At 39.2% G+C, this 22,065-nt stretch carries 13 protein-coding genes; 10 read left to right on the forward strand and 3 right to left on the reverse strand.

Going from position 1 to position 22,065, the window contains the following annotated elements:
* The first annotated feature begins 61 nt into the window (after positions 1 to 61).
* The 8 genes from Q4534_RS17560 to Q4534_RS17595 all read left to right on the forward strand — a co-directional run bounded on the left by Q4534_RS17560 (position 62) and on the right by Q4534_RS17595 (position 12,743).
* Entirely contained in the window at positions 62 to 1,648 is a 1,587-nt protein-coding gene (locus Q4534_RS17560; protein WP_303614457.1) for a hypothetical protein, read from the forward strand.
* A 105-nt stretch (positions 1,649 to 1,753) separates the two neighbouring features.
* The gene (locus tag Q4534_RS17565) at positions 1,754 to 3,289 is read left to right on the forward strand and encodes a hypothetical protein (RefSeq protein WP_303614458.1); all 1,536 of its coding nucleotides are present in this window, start codon (positions 1,754 to 1,756) and stop codon (positions 3,287 to 3,289) included.
* Positions 3,290 to 3,342: 53 nt separating this feature from the next.
* Positions 3,343 to 4,824 (forward strand): hypothetical protein, encoded by a 1,482-nt coding sequence (locus tag Q4534_RS17570; RefSeq protein ID WP_303614459.1) that lies wholly within the window; start codon positions 3,343 to 3,345, stop codon positions 4,822 to 4,824.
* Positions 4,825 to 4,838: 14 nt separating this feature from the next.
* A complete protein-coding gene (locus Q4534_RS17575; RefSeq protein ID WP_303614460.1) occupies positions 4,839 to 6,338 on the forward strand; it encodes a hypothetical protein in 1,500 nt (499 codons plus the stop codon).
* Between the two features lie 49 nt (positions 6,339 to 6,387).
* Entirely contained in the window at positions 6,388 to 9,414 is a 3,027-nt protein-coding gene (locus Q4534_RS17580) for a PVC-type heme-binding CxxCH protein (RefSeq protein WP_303614461.1), read from the forward strand.
* 36 nt (positions 9,415 to 9,450) lie between these two features.
* Positions 9,451 to 10,299 (forward strand): sugar phosphate isomerase/epimerase, encoded by an 849-nt coding sequence (locus Q4534_RS17585; RefSeq protein ID WP_303614462.1) that lies wholly within the window; start codon positions 9,451 to 9,453, stop codon positions 10,297 to 10,299.
* Between the two features lie 25 nt (positions 10,300 to 10,324).
* On the forward strand, positions 10,325 to 11,239 hold the full coding sequence (locus Q4534_RS17590) for a hydroxypyruvate isomerase family protein (RefSeq protein ID WP_303614463.1): 915 nt from the start codon (positions 10,325 to 10,327) through the stop codon (positions 11,237 to 11,239).
* 13 nt (positions 11,240 to 11,252) lie between these two features.
* Positions 11,253 to 12,743, forward strand: coding sequence for a hypothetical protein (locus Q4534_RS17595; RefSeq protein ID WP_303614464.1), 1,491 nt, complete (start codon positions 11,253 to 11,255; stop codon positions 12,741 to 12,743).
* Positions 12,744 to 13,125: 382 nt separating this feature from the next.
* Here the strand turns inward: Q4534_RS17595 and Q4534_RS17600 are convergent, their stop codons facing one another.
* A complete protein-coding gene (locus Q4534_RS17600; RefSeq protein ID WP_303614465.1) occupies positions 13,126 to 13,479 on the reverse strand; it encodes a hypothetical protein in 354 nt (117 codons plus the stop codon).
* 477 nt (positions 13,480 to 13,956) lie between these two features.
* Between Q4534_RS17600 and Q4534_RS17605 the strand changes: the two genes are divergently transcribed.
* Positions 13,957 to 16,719, forward strand: a complete 2,763-nt coding sequence (locus tag Q4534_RS17605; protein WP_303614466.1) for an outer membrane beta-barrel protein — start codon at positions 13,957 to 13,959, stop codon at positions 16,717 to 16,719.
* Between the two features lie 98 nt (positions 16,720 to 16,817).
* Here Q4534_RS17605 and Q4534_RS17610 read toward each other — a convergent pair whose 3' ends face one another.
* Positions 16,818 to 17,966, reverse strand: a complete 1,149-nt coding sequence (locus Q4534_RS17610) for a DUF4221 family protein (protein ID WP_303614467.1) — start codon at positions 17,964 to 17,966, stop codon at positions 16,818 to 16,820.
* A gap of 664 nt (positions 17,967 to 18,630) precedes the next feature.
* Between Q4534_RS17610 and Q4534_RS17615 the strand changes: the two genes are divergently transcribed.
* Positions 18,631 to 20,652 (forward strand): PAS domain-containing sensor histidine kinase, encoded by a 2,022-nt coding sequence (locus Q4534_RS17615; RefSeq protein WP_303614468.1) that lies wholly within the window; start codon positions 18,631 to 18,633, stop codon positions 20,650 to 20,652.
* Between the two features lie 238 nt (positions 20,653 to 20,890).
* Here the strand turns inward: Q4534_RS17615 and Q4534_RS17620 are convergent, their stop codons facing one another.
* Entirely contained in the window at positions 20,891 to 21,931 is a 1,041-nt protein-coding gene (locus Q4534_RS17620) for a carbon-nitrogen hydrolase family protein (protein WP_303614469.1), read from the reverse strand.
* Between the last annotated feature and the right edge of the window lie 134 nt (positions 21,932 to 22,065).

Below are 22,065 nucleotides of genomic sequence, written 5' to 3' on the forward strand. Positions count from 1 at the left end.
GTGTGGCAATAGCTGCTTTAGTATTTGCCACACTGTTCTCTGAAATAAACCAAGCCTAAAAATGATTTGTTTGAAACAATGCTTCAGCCTACTTTTTTTATCCATTTTCTCCTTCCAAAATTATGCTCAATCTGACAAAGACAAAAACCTTAAAGTTGGTTGGTCTACTGTTGACATTACACCTGATAAACCTGTACTGGTTGCAGGCCAATTTCATGCGAGACTATCAGAAGGGGTAATGGATCCTGTGACCGCTACCATTCTTGCGTTAGAGTCAGGGGAAGGAACAAATTCAGAGAAAACGATATGGATAAGTTGTGACCTGGTGGGAATAAGTGATGGAATGAGAGCTACAGCCAATTTGAGGGATGAAATAAGAACTAGAGTTGTCAAAGCTATTCCTTCAATATTGCCTGAACAAATAATAGTTAATGCAACACATACGCACGCAGCTCCTTATGTAGCATCTATTGCTGCTGTAGAAGGTATTTATGGGGTAAGCCTTGATCAGATGGCAAATGGTAAACCGGCCATGTCTCCGGCAACCTATATTCCAATTGCTGCTGATCGAATTGCGCAAGGAGTTGTTAAGGCCTGGAAAAAAAGAAACCCTGGTGGAATAAGCCTTGGACTTGGCCATGCAGTTGTTGGATTAAATAGATTGCAGGCCCTTAAACATGGCAAATCACGCATGTATGGCAATACCAATTCTCCTGAATTTAGTCATATAGAAGGGCATGAAGATCATAGCTTAAACCTGATGTATTTTTGGGACCTAAATAAACAACTTACTGGTGTTATTATTAATGTAGCGGCACCTTCTCAGGTTAGTGAACATTCCTATAAGTTATCTGCAGACTTTTGGCATGACACCAAGTTGGCTGTGAAAAAGAGTCTAGGCGATTCGGTCTATGTTTTGGCGCAAGCAAGTGCTGCAGGAGATCAATCCCCTCATGTTATGGTGGGGTCAAAAGCAGAAGAAAGAATGCAGCAACTCTTGGGATTTGGTGAAGAGGGAACCGGCAGAGGTAGTCTTGCACAGCGTAAGCAAATTGCCAAGCGCCTAGCTGATGAAGTGATCGATTTATTTCCTGTCATGAAGGCCAATATTGAATGGCAGCCGGAGTTCAAACATGAAAAGAAATTGGTACCCCTTTCAAGGAGGTTACTTAGTCCGGAAGATGTAGCTGAAGCCACTGAGGAGGCTGAAATCTGGCAGGCTGAATATGACAAATTAAAAGCTGAGGTGCATGACAATCCAGACATTATAAAAACCCCTAGGTGGTACAAAAACATTACCATTAGCTACAGCAAGTTAAGAAGAGGTTTGGTGGTTTCAGAAAGGTATGAATTGGAAAAAACACAGCCAAAAATGCCCATAGAAGTCCATGTTGTTAGGATAGGTGATGCTGTATTCGCCACCAACCCCTTTGAGCTGTATTTGGATTATGGGATGCAAATGAAGGCGCAGAGTCCGGCCATTCAAACTTTTATTGTACAACTTACAGGTTCAGGATCCTACTTGCCAACCCAACGATCCATTGAAGGAGGAGCTTATGGGGCAGTGCCTGCGAGTACTTTAATGGGGCCTGAAGGAGGAGCAGAATTAGTAGAGGAAACTTTGACCCTTATCAATAAAATGTGGTAAACTTAGTTATACCACTATAATCATGAAAATCACTGCCATGGATATAATTCATGGTTTCATATAATATTGGACCTGATAAATAGAATAAATCATTAATTTATCACTATGGAAAAACAAATGCCCATCGATTATCGAATTTCAAAAATTAAGAACAACCTCTTTGTATCTTTTCTATTCTTCACTTTCTTGACTGCGTTTCAGTTATTACCAAATACCGTTTTTGGTCAGGATTTGTACGTAGGTGCAGCCACTGTAGACATTACACCGAAACTTCCTGTAGCAGTAGATGGTCAAATGACAGTTCGTATTGCGGAAGTTGCAGAAACCCCCTTAACTGCCAATGTCATTGTTTTAGAATCGAGAGGAGAAAATACTACGGTAATTGTTTCCTGTGATATGGTCACCGTTCCTACAGAATTAAAAGAAATGATCCAAAAGGAGGTTAAAAAAAGCTTGCCTGTATTGGATACAAAAAAGATCATAATTAACGCTACGCATACCCATACAGGTGGCGTTGTTAGAGACAATCGATACAACCTTCCTGAAGGAGTTACCCAAGTAAAGGATTATTTGAAATTTGTATCAGATCAGGTGGCCAAAACCATTGTTACTGCTTATAATCAGCGAGAGCGAGGTAGCGTGTCTTGGGGCATTAGTCATGCAAAAGTCGCCTACAATAGACGAGCAGTATATGAAGATGGATCCGCTAAAATGTATGGAGGTACGCATCAAGCAAATTTCATTAAAGTTGAGGGCTATGAAGATCAAGCCATTCAATCTTTGTTTTTTTGGAACAATAAAGGAGAATTTGTAGCTACATGTATCAATGTGCCAAGTCCGGCGCAAATTGTAGAAAATAGATCTGCAGTCAATGCAGACTATTGGCACCCTGTTAGGGAAGGTTTAAAGGAAAAGTATGGTCAGCAATTGGTAGTCGCTGGCTGGATAGGGGCAGCTGGTGACCAAACACCTAGACCAAGATATGATGAATTTGCTGAATGGAGAATGATTGCTTTGCGAAATGAGAAAAAGAGTCCTGATTTTGCGGGATATTCCGGAGAAGTGAATTTCAGAAATGAATTCCATCTCAATGAGATCGCCGGAAGAATTATACGCGCTGTAGATGAAACCTATGAAACGGTAAAAATTGACAAGTATGACGCTCCTGTTATGAAGCATGAGGTGAATAATATTGAGCTTCCAATGCGGGTGGTAACAGAAACAGAATACAATCATGCGCTAAAAATGAGGAATGAGGACATGAGTGATCCTGAGCGGGCTCAAGTATTCAGCCGAAGAATTGTTTGGTATAATAAAGTTCTGGAGCGTTATGAAATTCAGAAATCAACCCCACAACCCATGTATCCTGTAGAGCTTCATGCGCTGAGAATAGGTGATGTGGTGATCTGTACCAATCCTTTTGAGCTATTTACTGAATACGGTATACAAATGAAAGCCAGAAGCAATGCCATGCAAACATTTGTGCTACAATTGGTGGGGCCGGGGAATTATCTTCCGACAAAAGAGGCTGTAAGTGGGGGACATTATTCTGCAATCGTAGAGAGTAATGAGGTAGGGCCAGAAGGCGGGCAGATATTAGTGGATTGGACTGTAGCCATGATCAATAAGCTTTGGCCGTAATAATATGGGAGTTGATTGGTATTAAAAAAGCTTCATAATTGAATTGCAGGATAATGGTAGAGAAAATTTTCAATAAAATCGCAACAGTCACTTGCTTAACCTTTTTTCTAGTTGCCCCTGTTGTGGCATCTCAGCTATATATCGGGGCCAAGACAGTAGACATCACACCACAATTACCTGTGGCTGTAACAGGTCAGTTTCACCTCAGAATTGCTGAAGTTGCGGAAACGCCTCTGATAGCTTCAGTTATGGTGCTGGAAACCAGGGGTTTCGATGGTGATTTGGCCGTTATGGTTTCTTGTGATGCACTTTATATTCCCAAAGATTTGGTCGCGCTTGTAAGGCAAAGGGTTAAAAAACAGTTGCCGGGGATAGACGAGAACAAAATTTTTCTCAATGCTACCCATACCCACACTGCACCTGTATTGGCATTAGAAGGTGAATATTTAATTCCAAAAACGGGAGTCACTCAAGTTAAAGATTACCGCCATTTCTTCGTGGAAAAAGTGAGTGCAGCCATAGTGGAAGCATGGAAAGAAAGGGCTCCCGGATCTGTGGCTTGGGGAATGGGTTATGCGGTGGCAGGTTATAATAGACGAATTGTCTATGCCGATGGGACCTCCGGAATGAGCAGTAAAACCAATTTGCCTGAATTTAGAAGCTTTGAAGGCTCTGAGGATCATAATGTGAACACCTTATTTTTTTGGGATGATAAAGGTAAGCTTGTATCCATAGTTGTTGGCGTGGCCAGCCCTTCCCAAGAGGTAGAAGGCCGCCATGCTGTCAATGCAGATTACTGGCATCCGGTAAGAGAGGGGATCACAGAAAAATACGGAAAGGAGGTCAATGTTTTAGGTTGGGCAGCTGCTGCAGGTGACATTACTCCCCATATGCGGTACAGAAAAGAGGCAGATGATAGGATGCGAAACCTCAGAAACCTTAGCAGGACGGAGGAGCTGGCTCGACGGATAATTCTGGCCGTTGATGAATCTTATGATGCTGTAGCTTCAGAAAGACATTCCGATTTGGATTTTAGACATCATGTGGAAGAATTGTCTTTGCCTGAGCGATGGGTCACTGAAAAAAACTATTTGGAAGCCAAAGCTTTTGTTCAAAATGCCAAAGAGCAAATTGCCGAGGATCCTAAAGCTGCTGACGCACTATATCGAATGATGAATTGGCAGGAAAGAACGGTAAAACGCTATGAGAAGCAATTGGAAAACCCAAAACAGTTGTACCCAATGGACCTACATGTGATCAAGTTGGGAGATATCGCCATTTGTACCAATGAATTTGAATTGTTTTCAGATTTCGGCATTCGGATGATTGCTAGAAGCAAAGCTTTACAAACTTTCGTAATACAGCTTACAGGAAGTTCAGATTGGGGCTCTTATCTACCGACACAGCGTGCTGTAAATGGTGGCGCTTATAGTGCCATCATCCATAGCAATATAGTAGGACCTGAAGGAGGTCAGGTCTTGGTAGACAGGACAGTGGAGGTGATTGATCAATTATGGAACAAAGAAGTTAAATAATAAACAATAATATTATGGTGAGATTATGTGTGTTACTGGCCATGACCTTTTGGTTGAATGTAAGATTGCAAGCCAATGATTTATACCTGGGAGCTGCTTCAGCAGATATTAGTCCAAAGTTACCTGTGGCACTTATGGGACAGTTTCACATGAGAATTGCAGAAACGGCAGACACTCCATTGTATGCTGGAATAGTAGCCATCGAATCAAGAGATGGTCAGACTGGATTAGATACCGCAGTTTTTGTTTCCTGTGACTTGGTATATATTTCTGCCCGGTTGAGGCAGGAGCTTAGGGATGAGGTAGCTAAACGAATTCCCGGTTTTAATGTAAATAAAATTATTGTAAGTGCAACACATACCCATACAGCTCCGGTCTTGGAAGATGATTTGGAAGAGTCTTCATTTATCTATCCAATTCCAGAAGAGGGCGTAACCAAGGTGAAGGATTACCGTGCCTTATTTGTTGAAAGTGTAGCAGATGGAATTGAAGATGCCTGGGCTAACCGAAGCAAAGGTAGCGTAACCTGGGGAATGGACCGTGCGGCAGTTGGTTACAATAGGCGGACAGTTTATAAGGATGGAACAAGTGTAATGTATGGAAATACAAATAAAGAGGAATTTCAAAACCTTGAAGGCTATGAAGACCATGACATGAATGCTTTGTTCTTTTGGAATGATGAAAATGAGTTGCTTGCCATGAGTGTGGATGTGGCCTGTCCGGCTCAAGAGTTTGAACACAAAACCACTGTCAATGCTGATTACTGGCACCCTGTAAGGGAAAAATTGAAAAGCCGTTTTGGAGAGAAAGTAAGTGTTTTAGGTTGGATTGGTGCCGCGGGAGATCAATCCCCGCACAGTATGTATAGAAAAGCAGGCTTGGCCAGAATGCAGGAACTTGCCCAAAAGACCCGGATGGATGACATTGCCGAACGCATCATAAGGGCGGTAGAAAACACCTATGAAATTGTGAAAAATGACCGGCATACCAATGTGGCTTTTCACCATAAAATGGAGAACCTTGAACTACCGATGCGTATCATCACGGAGGAAGAATACATAGCTTCTGAAAAAGTGGTAAAAGATTGTCAGGATCAAATAGCTGCAGATCCCTCCAAGGCCCCATTGCTTTATGCCAAAATGACTTGGTTTGGGGATGTCTTGAAACGGTACGAAGCACAACAAAAAAATCCTGAAGCTACCTACACTTCAGAGATTCATGTGTTGCGGATTGGTGATGCAGCAATCGCCACCAACCAGTTTGAATTGTTTACTGATTATGGTATTCGTATCCAGGCAAGAAGTAAGGCGATACAAACCTTTGTTATTCAATTAGCCGGTCCCGGAACCTATCTGCCTACTGAAAAAGCCATTGCAGGTGGAGGATACAGTGCCGTCTGTCAGAGTAATGTGGTAGGTGCAGAAGGAGGACAGCTTTTAGTAGATAGAACCTTGGAAATTATCGATAAGTTTTGGGACAAAGAGAATGAGGTTTCCTTAAAGAAAAAATTGTAGCTCCAATAGTATATAAATTAAAATAATGGAGATTTTAGTTAGGTAAATAATGAAAAAAACAAAATTTAGTCACGCTCTCATTTTTTTATGTCTTTCCGGCATATGTTTATTACAGTCTTGTGGGGGAAACAGCAGTGGTCCTTCTATGAAAGGGTCGGTTTCGCCAAAAGACGCTATTGCTACTTTCGAGCTTGAACCGGGGTTTCAAATGGAGTTAATAGCCAATGAGCCATTGGTAAGTGACCCTGTGGACATGGAAATTGATGAGTTTGGGAGATTATATGTGGTGGAAATGCCCGGCTATCCTATTGATAAAAGCGGTACAGGAAGGATTGTACTTTTGTCAGATGAGGACGATGATGGGGTGATGGATAAAAGCACCGTTTTCGCTGATAATTTAATTTTACCAAATGGTATTTTGAGGTGGAAAAAGGGAGTGTTGATAACAGACGCACCGGATGTCTTGTACCTTGAAGATACCGATGGAGATGGAGTAGCAGATGTCAGGGAGGTTGTAATGACGGGGTTTTCTCTTTCAAATCCCCACGTAAATGTCAACAATCCGGTGTATGGACTGGATAATTGGATTCATTTGTCTCATCTTGGTCACATTGGCACCAGAAAATATGAGGAGGAGTTTGGGGACAAAGGTACCAACATTGTTTTCCCGAACAGTCCAGGTAGCCCCGAATTGCCTAAAAATGCGAATGGACATTCTGTTCGATTCAGACCGGATATTCAGGTGGCAGAATTGGCTTCCACGCGATCCCAGTTTGGCCATACGTATGATCGATGGGGAAGGTATTTATTGACGCACAATCAAAACCACATTTACCATGAGGTGATTGCTGCCCCATACCTTTCCAGAAATCCGGGATTGCTTGTTTCCAATTCCAGTGAATCTATTTCTGATCATGGCAAGGAAACAGAAGTTTTTCAAATTACCACCAACCCGGATCGTCAGCTTTTTACACCGGTAGGATTAACAACCTCTTCTAGTGGCTTGACGGCCTACTTGGGCGGCACCTTTCCGGAGCCATTTGAGAATGCTGTTTTTGTGGCTGAATCCGTTAGTAATCTGGTGCATGTGGATATTTTAAAAGAAAAAGGAGCCACATTTATTGCTGAAAGATTACGAGAAAATAAAGAGTTTCTAGCATCTAAAGATTCTTGGTCCAGGCCTGTAAATATGTATGTAGGGCCTGATGGAGCCTTGTATGTATTGGATTATTACCGTAAGATTATTGAGCATCCGGAGTGGATGTCTGATGAAGCGGTGGCTGCCGGAGGGCTTTACGATGGTGTTGGTATGGGGAGAATCTATAGGATCACTCCAAAAGGTACCGGGAAAGCAGATTGGACTTCAGGCTTAACATTTGGCGAGGAAAGTCCCAAAGAATGGGTCAAACACCTCGCCAGTAAAAACAACTGGTGGAGGAACAATGCCCAAAGACTTATTGTCACTGCCCAAAATCAGGAGGTAATTTCCGATTTGGAAAAAATGGCCAAAAATAAAGATTCTGCAGAAGGCCGTCTGCATGCTTTATGGACTTTGGAAGGTTTAAAAGGGTTAAGTACGGACCTCATTATTCAAGCCTTGAATGATCCCGTTGCGGGTGTGAGGGAAAATGCCATCAAATTGTCCGAAATGCACCTTAGTGAATCGAATGAATTAATTGATGCATTACTCAATCTAAAAACAGACCCGAATGCCAGGGTTAGGTTTCAACTACTTTGTACTTTAGGATTTATTGATACCCAAGAGGCGGCACAGGTGGCCGAAGAATTGTTGTTTCAGGATTTATCAGATGAATGGGTACAGATCGCTGCCTTGTCTGCCTCTTCTTCCAAAAATACGGCATTGCTACAAACAGTACTTACTCGTTTTGACAAGGATGTCCCTGCCTATGGTAGTTTGGTTCGCAGATTAACAGCCATGATTACAGCCAATGAGAATGAAGGGGAAGCAGAAAAATTGCTTCAGTCAGCCCTCAAATTATCGGAAAACAAAGGTTGGGAAGCATCTGTATTATATGGAATAGCTGATGGAGTTAAGAGAAATGAGGAGAATGAGAAAGCGCTAACAGCCTATATGGATAAAGTAGTACTTGCCTTTTTTGACCACCCAAATGCCGGACTTAGAAAATCTGCATTGAACTTGATCAAAACCTTAGATTTCAAAGACGAGAACTTGCTTAAATCCAGCATGGACAAAGCCATGGCCATTGCTTCAGATCAGTCCATTCCTGAAGACCGAAGAGCAGAAGCTTTAAGGTTTTTACCAGAGGGAGATGTAAGCCCTTATGCCGATCAATTGAAAGGAATGATTGCTACTACTGAACCGATTGTGTTGCAAATCGCAGCCATGCAAGCCCTTGGCAATATCAAAGGAACAAGTGTACCTGAATATGTTCTTAGCAAATGGAATTCTCTGACACCTGAAATCAGGGATGTTGCCTTGGGAACCTTTATGAGCGAATCCGAGAGGGTCAAACTATTGCTTGAGGCATTAAAAGATGGCAAAATTCCCACAGCAGCGATTGGCTGGAAAATGAGGGTTAGGCTTATGAACAATGGTGATGAGGCTACTCGAAATTTTGCAAGAGAACTACTGACTAAGAATGAAGGAGAGGAAATCAATAAAAAGTACCAAAAGGCCTTGGAAATCAATGGAGACCCTATTGCAGGAAAATCAGTCTACATAGAAAATTGCGCCCTTTGTCATCAGTTTAGAGGGAAAGGTGGAGTGGCTTTTGGGCCTGATCTAGGTACCTTGCACAACTGGCATCCAAAAGACCTTATGGCCAATATATTAGATCCCAATCTATCCATAGCTCCAGGCTTTGATTTATGGGAAGTGACCCTAAAGGATGGCGAAATTATTCAGGGGATGATCATGAATGAAACTTCTGCTGCAATAAGTCTTAGGATTTCTCCGGGAATAGAACAAACAATAAATCGCCAAGATATTGAGGCCATAAAGGGAATGAATATGTCCCTTATGCCCGGTTTGGCAGGACAGCTTGATCAACAAAAAATTGCTGATTTGATGGCTTTTATAAGGAATTCAGAATAAAGAAAAATTTTATACATGAGTAGCAAAAAGAAGACTATGTTAAAAAAATATTGGGTATTTATTGCTTTGCCAGTACTATTGCTTGTGTTGGCAAGCATGGTGAAAAGGCCTACACATGAATTGTCAGTCAGTAAAAGTGATTGGAATATAGGTGTAGCCTTGTATTCCTTCAATAGGTTTCCTTTTCCTGCCACTTTGGAAAAGGCGAAAGTTACCGGAGTGAAATACGTTGAAGGTTTTGATTTTCATAAGTTGGGTGGAGACTTTGGTGATAAAACCATGTCAGACCTCAGTCCTTCAGATGCAAAGGCAGTAAGAAAGCTATTGAAAACCAATGGCTTGAAAATGAAGTCCATGTATGTTGGTAAAGCGAATGACAGGGAAAGTTGGCAAAAAGCTTTTGAGCTGGCCAAGTCCTTAAAAATCGAATATTTGGTTGCTGAACCCAAAAGAGCACATTGGGACATGGTTGACCAACTTGCCGGAGAGTATAAGATAAAGATCGCCTTACATCAGCATTCCCGAGAAGCCGGTAGTATTTATTGGCATCCGGACTCGGTACTATCAGCCATAAAAAACCACCCCAATTTCGGAGCATGTGGAGATTTGGGACATTGGACAAGAAGCGGGCTTAATCCGATAGAGAGCCTTAAAAAACTTGAAGGACATTTGATCAGCCTTCACCTCAAGGACCTGGATGCTTCCAAGCAATCGGCTAAGGATGTGAAGGTAGGAGAAGGGGTAATTGACTTTGAAGCAGTAGTTCATGAGCTAAAAAGGCAAAAGTTTGATGGAGAAGTTTATGCGGAATGTGAACACAAAATGGAGGATAATCTTGAAGATGTCATCCATGCTGTCAAGTATTTTGGCAACCTGACTTTTTGATTTTAACCCAAAATAAACCAAAAATATGAAACGGAGAACTTTTTTTAAGAATGGCCTTATTGCAGGAGCTGCTACTTTTGTAGGGCTTGGTTTGCCGGAAGGAAGACAGGCCCTGGCAAAGGCTAGCCCTTTTAATATGAAATTTTCCCCTGATTTCGGGCTGTTTGCAGATGTGGCGGGAAAGGAGCCGGAGGACCAGATTAGGTGGGGGCACGACAACGGATTTCACGCTTGGGAATGTACTTTTTTGCAAAGGCGCCCCTTGGAAGAACAAAACAAGATCAGCAATACCCTCCAAAAACTTGGAATGGATTTCGGGCAGTTTGTAGGCACCATGGACTTTAAGCAGGTTACCTTCGCGGGTAGGGATCAAAGCATCAGAGACAATGTACTCAAGGAGGTAAGGGCTTCTGTAGAAGTAGCCAAGCGGATGAATACCAAGTTTATACACAATGTATTGGGGATGGCTGATCCTAGATTACCATGGGATTTTCAATTGGCCAATGCCACAGAACTCTTGAAGCGGGTGGCAGAAATTTATGAACCTCATGGATTAGTGATGGTCATGGAAACCATGAATCATAAAATCAATCATCCCGGAATGTTTTTGCATTCACTGCCTCAGGCTTATGCAATGGCCAAAGCCGTGGATAGCCCAAGTATAAAACTGCTTTGTGATGTGTACCATGTCCAAATTCAGGAAGGAAATCTAATACCCAGCATTGATTATGCTTGGGACCAAATAGCCTATTTTCAGCTCGGTGATACACCCGGTCGTTTTGAGCCCATGTCAGGAGAAATCAATTACAAAAATTTATTACAACATATCTGGGACAAAGGATACCGAGGCTTTTTAGGTCTTGAACACAGTTCCAGCAAGCCGGGGAAAGCCGGAGAGTTGGCCGTATTGGAAGCATATAAACAAGTTGACCCATCTTAAATATTTAAAAGTTATGACAAAGATTCTATTAAAAGATTGTATGTTGTTCAGTAAAGACATAGGTCTCCACGGATTAACCATTTGCATGGTATTCCTAAGCTATTTAATTTTTAATCCTGTTTATTCTCAAGGGAACAAGTCCTTCAAAGCAGGAGCCTACAAAAGTAACATTAGTCCAAAACTAGGCGGCCCCATCATTGGTGGGTGGAATTCTCCTCCGGCAGATTACATTCATGATGAGCTATATGCCCGAAGTATAGTTTTGGATGATGGAGAGAATAAATTGGTAATGGTTACTGTAGACAATGTTGGTGTTGAACAAAAAGTGTTTGATGTAGCCAAGAAAAACATTGAGGAAGCCACAGGTATTCCGGCTTCTCATATTCTGATAGCATCTACCCATACCCATTCCGCTACAAGTGCCAGAGGTGTAGGGGACAAAGGCAGAGAATGGCACCCGGACGCGCCTTTGGATGATTATCAATCATTTTTGGCTACCAGAATTTCTGATGGGGTACAAATTGCTTTGGGTAACCTTGAGCCGGCAAGGATAGGCTGGGGATCTGTGGATGTACCACAACATGTATTCAACAGACGTTGGAAAATGAAGCCGGGTACACCAACCCCAAATCCATTGGGAGGAAATGACATTGCCGTGATGAATCCGGGAGTGGGTAACCCCAACCTATTGGAACCTGCAGGTCCTACAGATCCTGAAGTGTCTTACCTTTCCATTCAAGCAACAGATGGCAGGCCATTGGCTCTGTTTGCCAATTACTCTTTGCATTATGTAGGAGGTGTTCCTACAGGCCATGTGTCAGCAGATTATTTTGGAATGTTTGCTGACAAGATTCAGGAATTACTTGGAGCAGACCGGCAGAATCCGGGTTTTGTTGCCATTATGTCAAATGGTACTTCAGGGGATATAAACAATATCAATTTTCGAGGCCCTAGGGTAAGCCGCCCTCCTTATGAAAAAATGAAGTTGGTGGCAGATGATGTGGCCATGGCAGTGATGAAAGGTTATCATGACATTAACTATTTGGATTGGGTGCCTTTGGATGCCAAACAAGCGCTACTAAATCTCAAAGTTCGTAGACCAAGTCCTGAATTGGCCAAGTTTGTTGAGGAAGTTAATGCCAGGCCTGAAACTGTTGAAGGCAGGCATAGGCTAGAAAAAACTTATGCCAAACGCATCAAGCAGATGGAAACTTTTCCGGATGACATTGATGTAGTCATTCAGGCTATTAAAATCGGAGACTTGGGAATTGGCGCCATACCCTTCGAAACCTTTGTTGAAATAGGACTTGAATTAAAGGAAAAGAGTCCCTTGGAAGATCATTTTACCATTGGTCTGGCAAATGGCCTCTATGGTTACCTGCCAACTCCCGCTCAACATAAACTGGGAGGCTACGAAACTTGGCTTTCTACCAATAGAGTAGAAGAGATTGCTTCAGATAAGATTATTGCCCAATTATTGGATTTGTTTGGTGATATGGAATAAAGGTAAGCGGTCTATATGCTTTTTAATGACTGAATCAACCGGATAATCACATTGGATAACTTCACCGTAGAGAAGGCTTAATTCTTTACTGGTGAAGTTTTTTTATTGAATAGAAGGGAGTAATTATTAAAAATGCATCAAGCTTAATGAGATGTGTTTTATAGCTTTTTAATGTCTAGAAAAAATTAGTATCAACAGATAGATGGTTGAGTAATTGTATAAAAAAATATAGTAGGATTATGTTTGTATGCCGTTATCTATTGTGAAAGGATAATAACAGAAAAATGTTATAGTAAAATTCTGAAGCCAAATAGAAGGCACAATAAAGTCTAAAATATTAAACTCTATTGTGCCAGGAAATTTAATTTTTAGTGACCATTAATTAAAAGTCTGAACAGTCCATCTCATTTAAGTCTTCCTCGTATTCATCGATCAAATTTTGCCATTCTGTCCTGCTTTGTCCTGTTAACCCTTGACAGTTTCCATAAGGTCGTAATGCATTCACATAGGCTAAAAGTGCTTGTCGATAACTGTTACAATTGGCTTCTGTTGGGTTTTGTCCAAAGTTAGAAATAGCTGTAGATAAGTCGGTTAACTCTTCAGTGAGCTCGGCTGACCAGTTTAAGCTATTGCATCCAGAAGGTTCATCATTGTCTCCATCTCCACATCCTGATAAGGAGATTAATGAAAAAAGAATTAAAGCAGGAAAATAAAAAATTTTCTTAAAATTAAGCATTACATTAAAGTTTAGTGTTGTATGTTGTTTATTAGTTCAAGGTAAGAATGATTGTATAATTTGCCAAAGTAAGTCGAATATAAAATGTTGACTTTTTAGTTTATCTTAAAAAAACAGCATGTTTTTAGCTAAGTTATTACTCCAAATTGCCGGAATGTAAAATTTGGTCTTTCTCTGCTTAATTCTTATTTGGTTATTTATTCGTTTTTTAGCAAAAAAAATTCCCATGTATCAAGCATACCTGGTATTAAAAGACTCAATATTCAAACAATTCTGCATACAACCAGTTTGGTTTGAGTAATTTTATCAGAGACAATTCTTCTCCTTAAAATTCATCAATTTAAAAGGAAAATATTCCGTTTAATAGATTTCGACCCCATCTATATAATTTAAACTAATAAATATGGTAAATTTTGTATATTTGTATACCAACCTTTAGAATTTTATCCAGATTATTAAAACTAATTCTATTTCATTATGAATAAGATTGTATTATTAATCTTTGTTATTTCCATTATATCCGGGAATTTATGGGCACAAACCCATTTAAAGGGGGGCGTACAAGATAAAAAAACAAAAGAGACATTACCTGGAGCTTATATTTTTGTTCTCAACGCTTCAGGAGATACCTTGGCCAATACCTTTACCGACGAAAAAGGACAATTTCAATTTATTAAACCGGAAGTATCCACCTTTGTTCTTAATATCAGTTTCATAGGTTTTGAGGATTTTACTGATACCATCAATACTCCTTCAGACAACAATTTGGGGATGTTTGTATTGGAAGAGAAGGGTAGTTTATTAGAAACTTACGAGATAGAAGCGGCTACCATGACTGGTGAGATGAAAGGGGATACCTTGTCTCTGAATGCTAGTGCGTTTAAGACCAGATCTCAAGCTAGTGCAGGAGAATTGATTCGCAAAATGCCGGGAGTGGTCATGCAAGGAAACACCATTGAGGTGCAAGGAGAAACGGTAGGTCAGGTATTGGTGGATGGTGAACCTTTTTTCGGAGATGATCCTGCCATGGCCATGCAAAACCTCCCCGTAGAAATAATCGATAGGATAGAGTTTTTGGATCAAATTAGCGTTCAGGCACAACTAACAGGATTTGATGACGGTGAAACCATTAAAACAATTAATATCATTACCAAAAAAGAAAAAAGAGGAGGAGAATTCGGTAGAATGTTTGCCGGATATGGTACTGATGACAATTATTTAGTAGGTGGTAGTGTCAATTTTTTTAACGGGGCTCAACGGCTTACTCTTCTGGGGCTTAGTAATAATATCAACCAGCAAAATTTTTCTGCAGATGACCTTACCGATGCCTTTGGAGGAGGGGATGAAAGAAGAGGAGGGCGTGGAAGAGGAGGAAACCCATTGACCACTAGGGAAAGACCCGGGGTCACCAATACCAATGCGGTAGGTATTAATTTCACAGATAAATTTGACGATGGAAAGGCAAAAATTACCGGAAGTTATTTTTTTAATGAAAGCACCAATTATTTGAATCAAAATTCATCACGAGAATATATTTTATCCAGTGATAGTCTCCAATTGTATGATGAGGTCAGAAATGATGAAAACTATAACCAAAACCATCGTTTGGATTTAAGATTGGATTATGACATTTCTGATAAGCATGCGATTATTTGGAGACCCAGGCTGAGGTATGAAAAGGGTACGTCCACAAATAGCCTCATTGCCCAAAACTTATACAACTTAAATACACCTATCAATGAGACCCAAAACAAAACCAACTCAACAAATGAGTCTTTTAGTTTTTTAAGTGATTTTGTCTATAGGTATAAATTCAATAAAAAGGGTCGGACGCTTTCAGCCCAATTTGATACCCGTTTGAGTGATTCGAATAGTGATTCAAGGTTGGTATCTGTCAATCGTGATTTCCAAACATCCAATTTGGATAGTTTGATTCAAAACTCTATCAGTAGCTCTAATTCCTTTAATTATGAAATGGAAATTGAGTATACCGAACCAATTGGGGAAAATTCTCAGCTAAGACTGGAATATGAAGTGGGCAATGACTTGGGCAAAACCAAGCAGGAGGTAAGTCAGAGAGAAATGGAATCCATGGTATTTGAATTAGATTCCACATTGACCAATGAATTTGAAAATACATATTTGCAACATGAGGTTGGGTTAGGCTACAGTTATAACAAAGATAAAATTAGGGTTTATTCTTCATTTGATTATCAAGTGTCTATTTTAGACAGTGACCGTCTTTTCCCCGGATTCCAAAATACCAATCGAACTTTTAAAAATTTTGTACCCAGAATGGTATTCATGTATGATATGAATGAAAACACCAATATCCGAGTCTATTACCGAGGGGATACGGATGCACCTTCGGTTAGGCAATTGCAGGATGTAATTGATAACAGTAACCCCATTCAAATAACTACAGGAAACCCGGATCTGGAACAAGAATACGAACACAGGTTGTATACCCGAATTAGAAATGTTGATCCTGAAACCTCGAAATCATTTTTTATGTATATGGGAGGATCTGTTCGATCAAATTATTTGGGTAACGCCACTTATATTGCATCCAAAGACACTTTGATTCAAGGAGATGTTTTACTAAGACAAGGAGGACAACTAAGTAGACCTGAAAACCTGGATAAATATTGGGATCTTAGGAGTTATTTTTCCTTTGGATTTCCTTTAAGTTTCATGAAGAGTAATTTGGAACTTAGTGCTAGGGCAAACTATAGCAACCAGCCCGGTATAATTAATGGACAAACCAATTATAATAAAAATTTAGGGATAGGTCCCGGAATTGGTATAAGTAGTAATTTAGGAGAAGATTTGGATTTCAATATTTCCACCCGTGGAAATTACAATATTGTAAGAAGTAGTTTACAAGAAAATCAAAACAACAATTACTATACCCAAAGTACAAGACTAGATTTATATTGGAATTTTGCTTGGGGATTTTTTGTAAGTACCAATGTAAACAACCAGTGGTATACCGGCTTGGGAGAAGAATTTGATCAGTCCGTATGGCTGATGAATGCAGATTTAGGCTATAGGTTTCCTCCGAGCCAAAAGTTTGAATTGAAGATGACCGTATTTGACCTTCTGAATCAAAATACGAGCATTAACAGGAATGTTACAGATGTCTATATTGAGAATGAGAGAACGCAGGTATTACAACAGTTTTTCATGTTGACATTGACCTATAATTTAAGAAGTTTTGGACAAGGAGCTATGCCTTAGGTCCTAATTACTGGAATTTGCCATTCAAACACTCCAAACCAACCGAATCCGCTGAAATCGACACTAATCAGTTAATTTCTGTATCATTCGTTTTGCTTCTACTCAATAGCTAACTGAACAAAGGCCATTTCATCTTCCATATTTGCAAATAGCCAGATTTTTCCATCTTTAACAAAGTGCTTATTTGGTGGAGCAGCCAGTTGAGGCACCAAGGATTCGGCCAGTATATTAAGGTTTTCATCAAAAATAGTGAGATAAACATCCGTTCCGGTGGCAATGTATTGGCCATATTCGTCTTTATCTTCACCGAATTGTTGAGTGATAGAGAATCGATAAAACCTCTTTTGTGTTTCATCCCAAACCAAATATCCGTAATTGATCTCTTCCATTGAATCTCTAACTACCTCTTCTCTTTGACCCGAAGAATAATCGACCTGTTTTGGAGGTGTATAATTTTTTCTGGTTCCTAAAAGCGGAGTATCCCAGCTTTTTACATAAGTACTGTCTCTATTTGTATCATATATTACTACCTCATTAAAAGAATTGTTAGTAAGTATTATTTTACCATTTATTGCTATGGAGTGAACAGCTACTCCATAGCTTCCCATGGCTTGCCCATCCATTAAAATATCTGTATTGTACTCCTGAAGTTTATCCATCTCCGGTAAGCCTGTTTTTTGAAATAACTTGTCCTTCAAATCAAAGTCTAAAATAAAATAGGCTCTGTCTTTCCATGATATAAACACACCCAATACTCGTTCAGGTTGCTCAGGATCCTCAAATAGCATAAGTGGATAGAAATCTGAACCTGATAGATAATCTGCAGCTATTTTTTCAAGTCCTAGGTCTTTTATTTTTTTGGCATTTTGATCAAAAATAGAATAAAATTGATAGGACCATATCAATAGCTGTTCCTCATCGTTTAGACTGAACCTTGAAAAATAAGTAGGGGTGCCGTTTGGCCCTTCCTTTTCAAAGGGTATCAATTTTTCAAGTTTTAATTCATCGAGATTGATACGTTCTGCTATTAAATCCTTACGGTTAAAATTGATTAAGTAGCTCTTGTCAGCAGAAAGGTCCGAAAGGTACAGTTTGTCTTGCAAATAAAGAATTTCATCTCCAGGATCCACATATACGGTGTCTAAGGAAAAGCTAAGCTGCTCTGGGAATTCATTTTCTTTCTCGGTATTCTTGCTACAAGAGCTGAAGAGAGAGGCAATGGCAATTCCGATATATAACAATCGCATAGTGAATGATTTTTGGTGGAAAGAGTTCGAAGATAAATAAATCAACTCATACTGTCTAATTTGGTTATGATCAATTTTCGTTTGAAATACCGAATTAAATTTTGTGTTAAAAAAGTATCAATAGGATTATGTTTTTATTAGGTCCCCTGGGAGCAGAAGAATTGTTTAGCATGGCTTTTCTAAAAAAAAAGTCTTTATACGGACTTTTTTGGAGACAGGTTAATTTTTTTTATTTGACTTATAAATTTCAAATGCGGGTTTCTTCTGAGTCAATCAGTTATGTTGAGAAAAAGATTGGAACGCTTATTTTTCACCTTTCAATTCATTAAATCTTCAATTTCTGTTATAAACAAATAATTTTAGTTTTAACTGATTTTAGTCATGAAAAAATCTTAGTGAATAGTATAATTTTGTAATTTCAAGGATAAGTACTGATGTTGTTGTAGCCTTATCTATTTAGGTAAAGGACACTAACTTTTTCAGCTTATTCTTTTGTAATTACCTGTTGATATTCCCAAATAGCATGAATTTCTTTTTTTAAATCATTAAGTGAGTGAGGAAAAGTATTAGTGAGAGGCAAATAATTTACCAAATATGGATTGAGAAATTTTTAATTATATCCTAATAAGAGGAAAGCAATTCATCATAAATAAAGAGTGTCATTTTGAATAGTAAAGAAAAAAGTAAGGAAGAACTTGTAAAGGAGCTTCAAAAAGTAAAGAGGGCAAATGATGCTTTAAGACTTTCTTTGGAAAAAGAAAAGAATAACCAAATACCTAAGGAAAAATTTTCAAGGGAGTACTGTTTTCGTCTAATGGTTCAAAATAGCAGAGATGTAATTTGGACTTTGGACAATAACTATCGCTATACTTATGTCAGCCCATCAATAAGTACATTACGAGGATTATCACCTGAAGAGGCTATAAGTGAAAAAATTCAAGATACAATCTCGCTAGATACTCAAGAAGAATTTTATGAGGTTATTGCTAAGTTGAACAATGAGAAAGAGACAAAGAGTCCCAAGTCATATCTTATAGAAGTAAAACAGAATCATAAAAATGGACATATAATTTGGGTGGAAATTTCAATTAGTACTTTCTTTAATGAACAAGGAAGGAAAATTGGTTTTATGGGTATTTCACGAGATATAACCCAGCGAAAAATTACTGAGATTGAGCTTCTTGAAAAAGAAGGGAAATACCATACGCTTACTGAAAACATGAAAGAAGTAGTATGGAGCATAGATACCAATTCTATGTTGATAGATTACGTAAGCCCTTCGGTGATTCAACTCCTAGGTTATTCATCTAAAGAGATATTGTCAAAGCCTATCGAGTTTGTAACTACAGCAGAGGCAATAAGTTTAATATACAATCAAATTGATAATGCGATTGCAAATTTTGATAGAAACAGCTCGGATAAGCATAATAATTACCAGATTGAAGTAGAGTTTTTACGCAAAGATGGCACTACTGTTTGGGTGGAGATGAATAGTAGGTTTGTAAAGAATAGGGTTACCGGGCATATAGAAATGTATTGCAGGACGCGCAATATTGCAGAACGAAAACTCTCGGAGAAGGCACTGACTAGAAGTTTAGAAAGGTTTGATAGATTGGTGTCAATGGTGTCTGTGGGAGTTTATATTTTTTGGATTCGAGCAAATGGTGACATGCAATTTGAATTTGTTAGCGATAGATGGCGTAGAATTCATGACGTTAGTCCTGAGGATGATTTAATGGATGTTGAAGTTGTGAATCAAAAGATACATAAAGATGACATAGAAAATTTTTTAGCGGCGAATATGGAAGCTGCTCGTGACCGGAAACCTTTTGAATGGGAAGGAAGATTCAATATTAAAAATGAAGAGCGATGGTTTAGAATAGAATCCATTCCAACTGCCTATGAAAATGGTGATATCCAATGGTTTGGCGTCACTCAAGATATTACAGAGCGATATAAAGCGGAAGAAGCAGTTCGGCAAAATGAAGTGAAATTACGTGATTTGAATGCCCAGAAGGATAAATTTTTCTCCATCATTGCTCATGACTTAAAAAACCCGTTTAATTCCATTTTGGGTCTCAGCCAATTGCTTATTGAACAAATAAACGAGAAGGATTATGAAGGCATTGAAGAATATGCTGGCTACATAAAACAATCGACTCAAAAAGCGATGAATTTACTAATAAACCTCCTGGATTGGTCACGGTCACAAACCGGCAGAATGGCCTTTAATCCTGAGAAGTTTGACCTTGTTGAATTGATCGAAGAAAACAGGTTGCTTTTTGATGGAAATGCAAATCAGAAATCAATAACTTTAACCAATCATTCGTCAAACAATTTATTTGTTTATGCAGACAGGCAAATGGTTAGCACGATCATAAGGAACTTGGTCTCAAATGCCATCAAATTCACAAAGGAGGGAAAAGAAATAGTAGTTACGGCTGAGAAAAATGGAACAAATATTCTTGTTTCTATAAAAGATGAAGGGGTGGGTATTACTCCTGAAAGGATTGATAAGTTATTCCAAATTGATTCAAATGATTCAACTCCCGATACAAATAATGAAATGGGTACAGGACTTGGATTGATCCTTTGTAAAGAGTTTGTAAATAAACATGGAGGAGATATTTGGGTAGAAAGTGAACCAAATATTGGGTCTACTTTCTATTTTACTTTGCCTGGGTGATTTTTCAATATGTAAAGCTAAATTAATACTAAAACATCCAATCCTTAATTGGGAATAAAATGGGAGTTTATTGGCATGAAAAGTCAATGGCTCGTGAAGGACAATCCACTGCAGAGATGAACATTTCTTAGGTCTCTATGTCATTATGGTCTGAAAAATTTAATGCGTTCCCACATTCCTTATATTTCTGTTTTGCAAAAATTACGACCAATTTCGAAAAGGGAAAAGTAAACAAAGGCTATGAATTCCGAGCTTTATTTTGTGCCATTTCAGCATCGTACCTGTGTTGATCATAGGTCTTTAGGTTATACTCTTTCAAAATATCTGCTATGAGAATGTCCGGGGATAGACTTTCAATCACAGACCACTCCTCTTCGTGAAAATTGGTGATTCGGATTTTTCTCCCATATTTTTCCTTGATTTCATCAAAATACTTTACAAAAGGCCATGTATGTAAAAAGGCTTTTTCCAGGTTGACAGGAGCACAATAGTAATTTTTTTCCCAGAAACCTGTTTTTGCAACTTCTTTTCCGGTGATATCCCAAAGTTTAGCGCTTCCTTTTCTGGTGCTGGTAGCTACAACGTACCTGTGCTGCAAAGATTTGGCCTGAAGGCTCTGTCCACCTCCATAGGCGGATGGCCAAAAAACCAATTCAGCTCCCTTGTCTTTTAGTTTTTTCCAACCATCTTCCCAAAGTACATCAAAGCAGATTTGTATGCCTACTTTCCCCAAATCCGTTTGGAATACTGGAGGATCGAGCGGTCCTGGAGTAAGTCCATTATTAATTTCATCTTCAGTCAAGTGGATCTTTCGGTATTCCCCGACATTTATGCCATTTCTGTCCAATAATACTGCTGAATTAAATACCTTATCTTTCTCTTCTGTATTTACAGCAACCACCAAGTAACAATGGTACTTTTTAGCAAAGGCAGCCATCTTATCTAATACATTATTGGAAATAGCTATTTTTTCAGACAGACTGTAATTTTTTGTGATGTTGGCAGTATGGAACAACTCCGGTAGGCAAATGATGTCCGGTTGGTTGACCAATACTTTTTCCATTAAGATAAATATCCGGTCAATCATTTCTTCTGCAGTGCCCGCAAAAACAGCTTCTTGTGAAATACCGGCTACCCATACCTCACGAGGCAATTTACATACAAGTCGTGAATCTGGTGAGGGTGCACTGTTTACAGGAAGTACACCTATCGATGAGATACCTGAAGTCATAGCCGCAGTTTTTAGAAATTTTCTTCGGGGATTAGGTTTTTTATCCATGGGGAGACCGATTATATTTTTTAACTGTCATGTTCTACGCTTGAATATTGAGAAGGGAATTTACCAAACCTTTTCAAATCTTTTTAAAAATGAAGAAAATTTATTCATGGGTTTTACTACACCAAATATATTTA

This window comes from Cyclobacterium sp. 1_MG-2023, from assembly GCF_030546805.1.
Taxonomy (GTDB): domain Bacteria; phylum Bacteroidota; class Bacteroidia; order Cytophagales; family Cyclobacteriaceae; genus Cyclobacterium.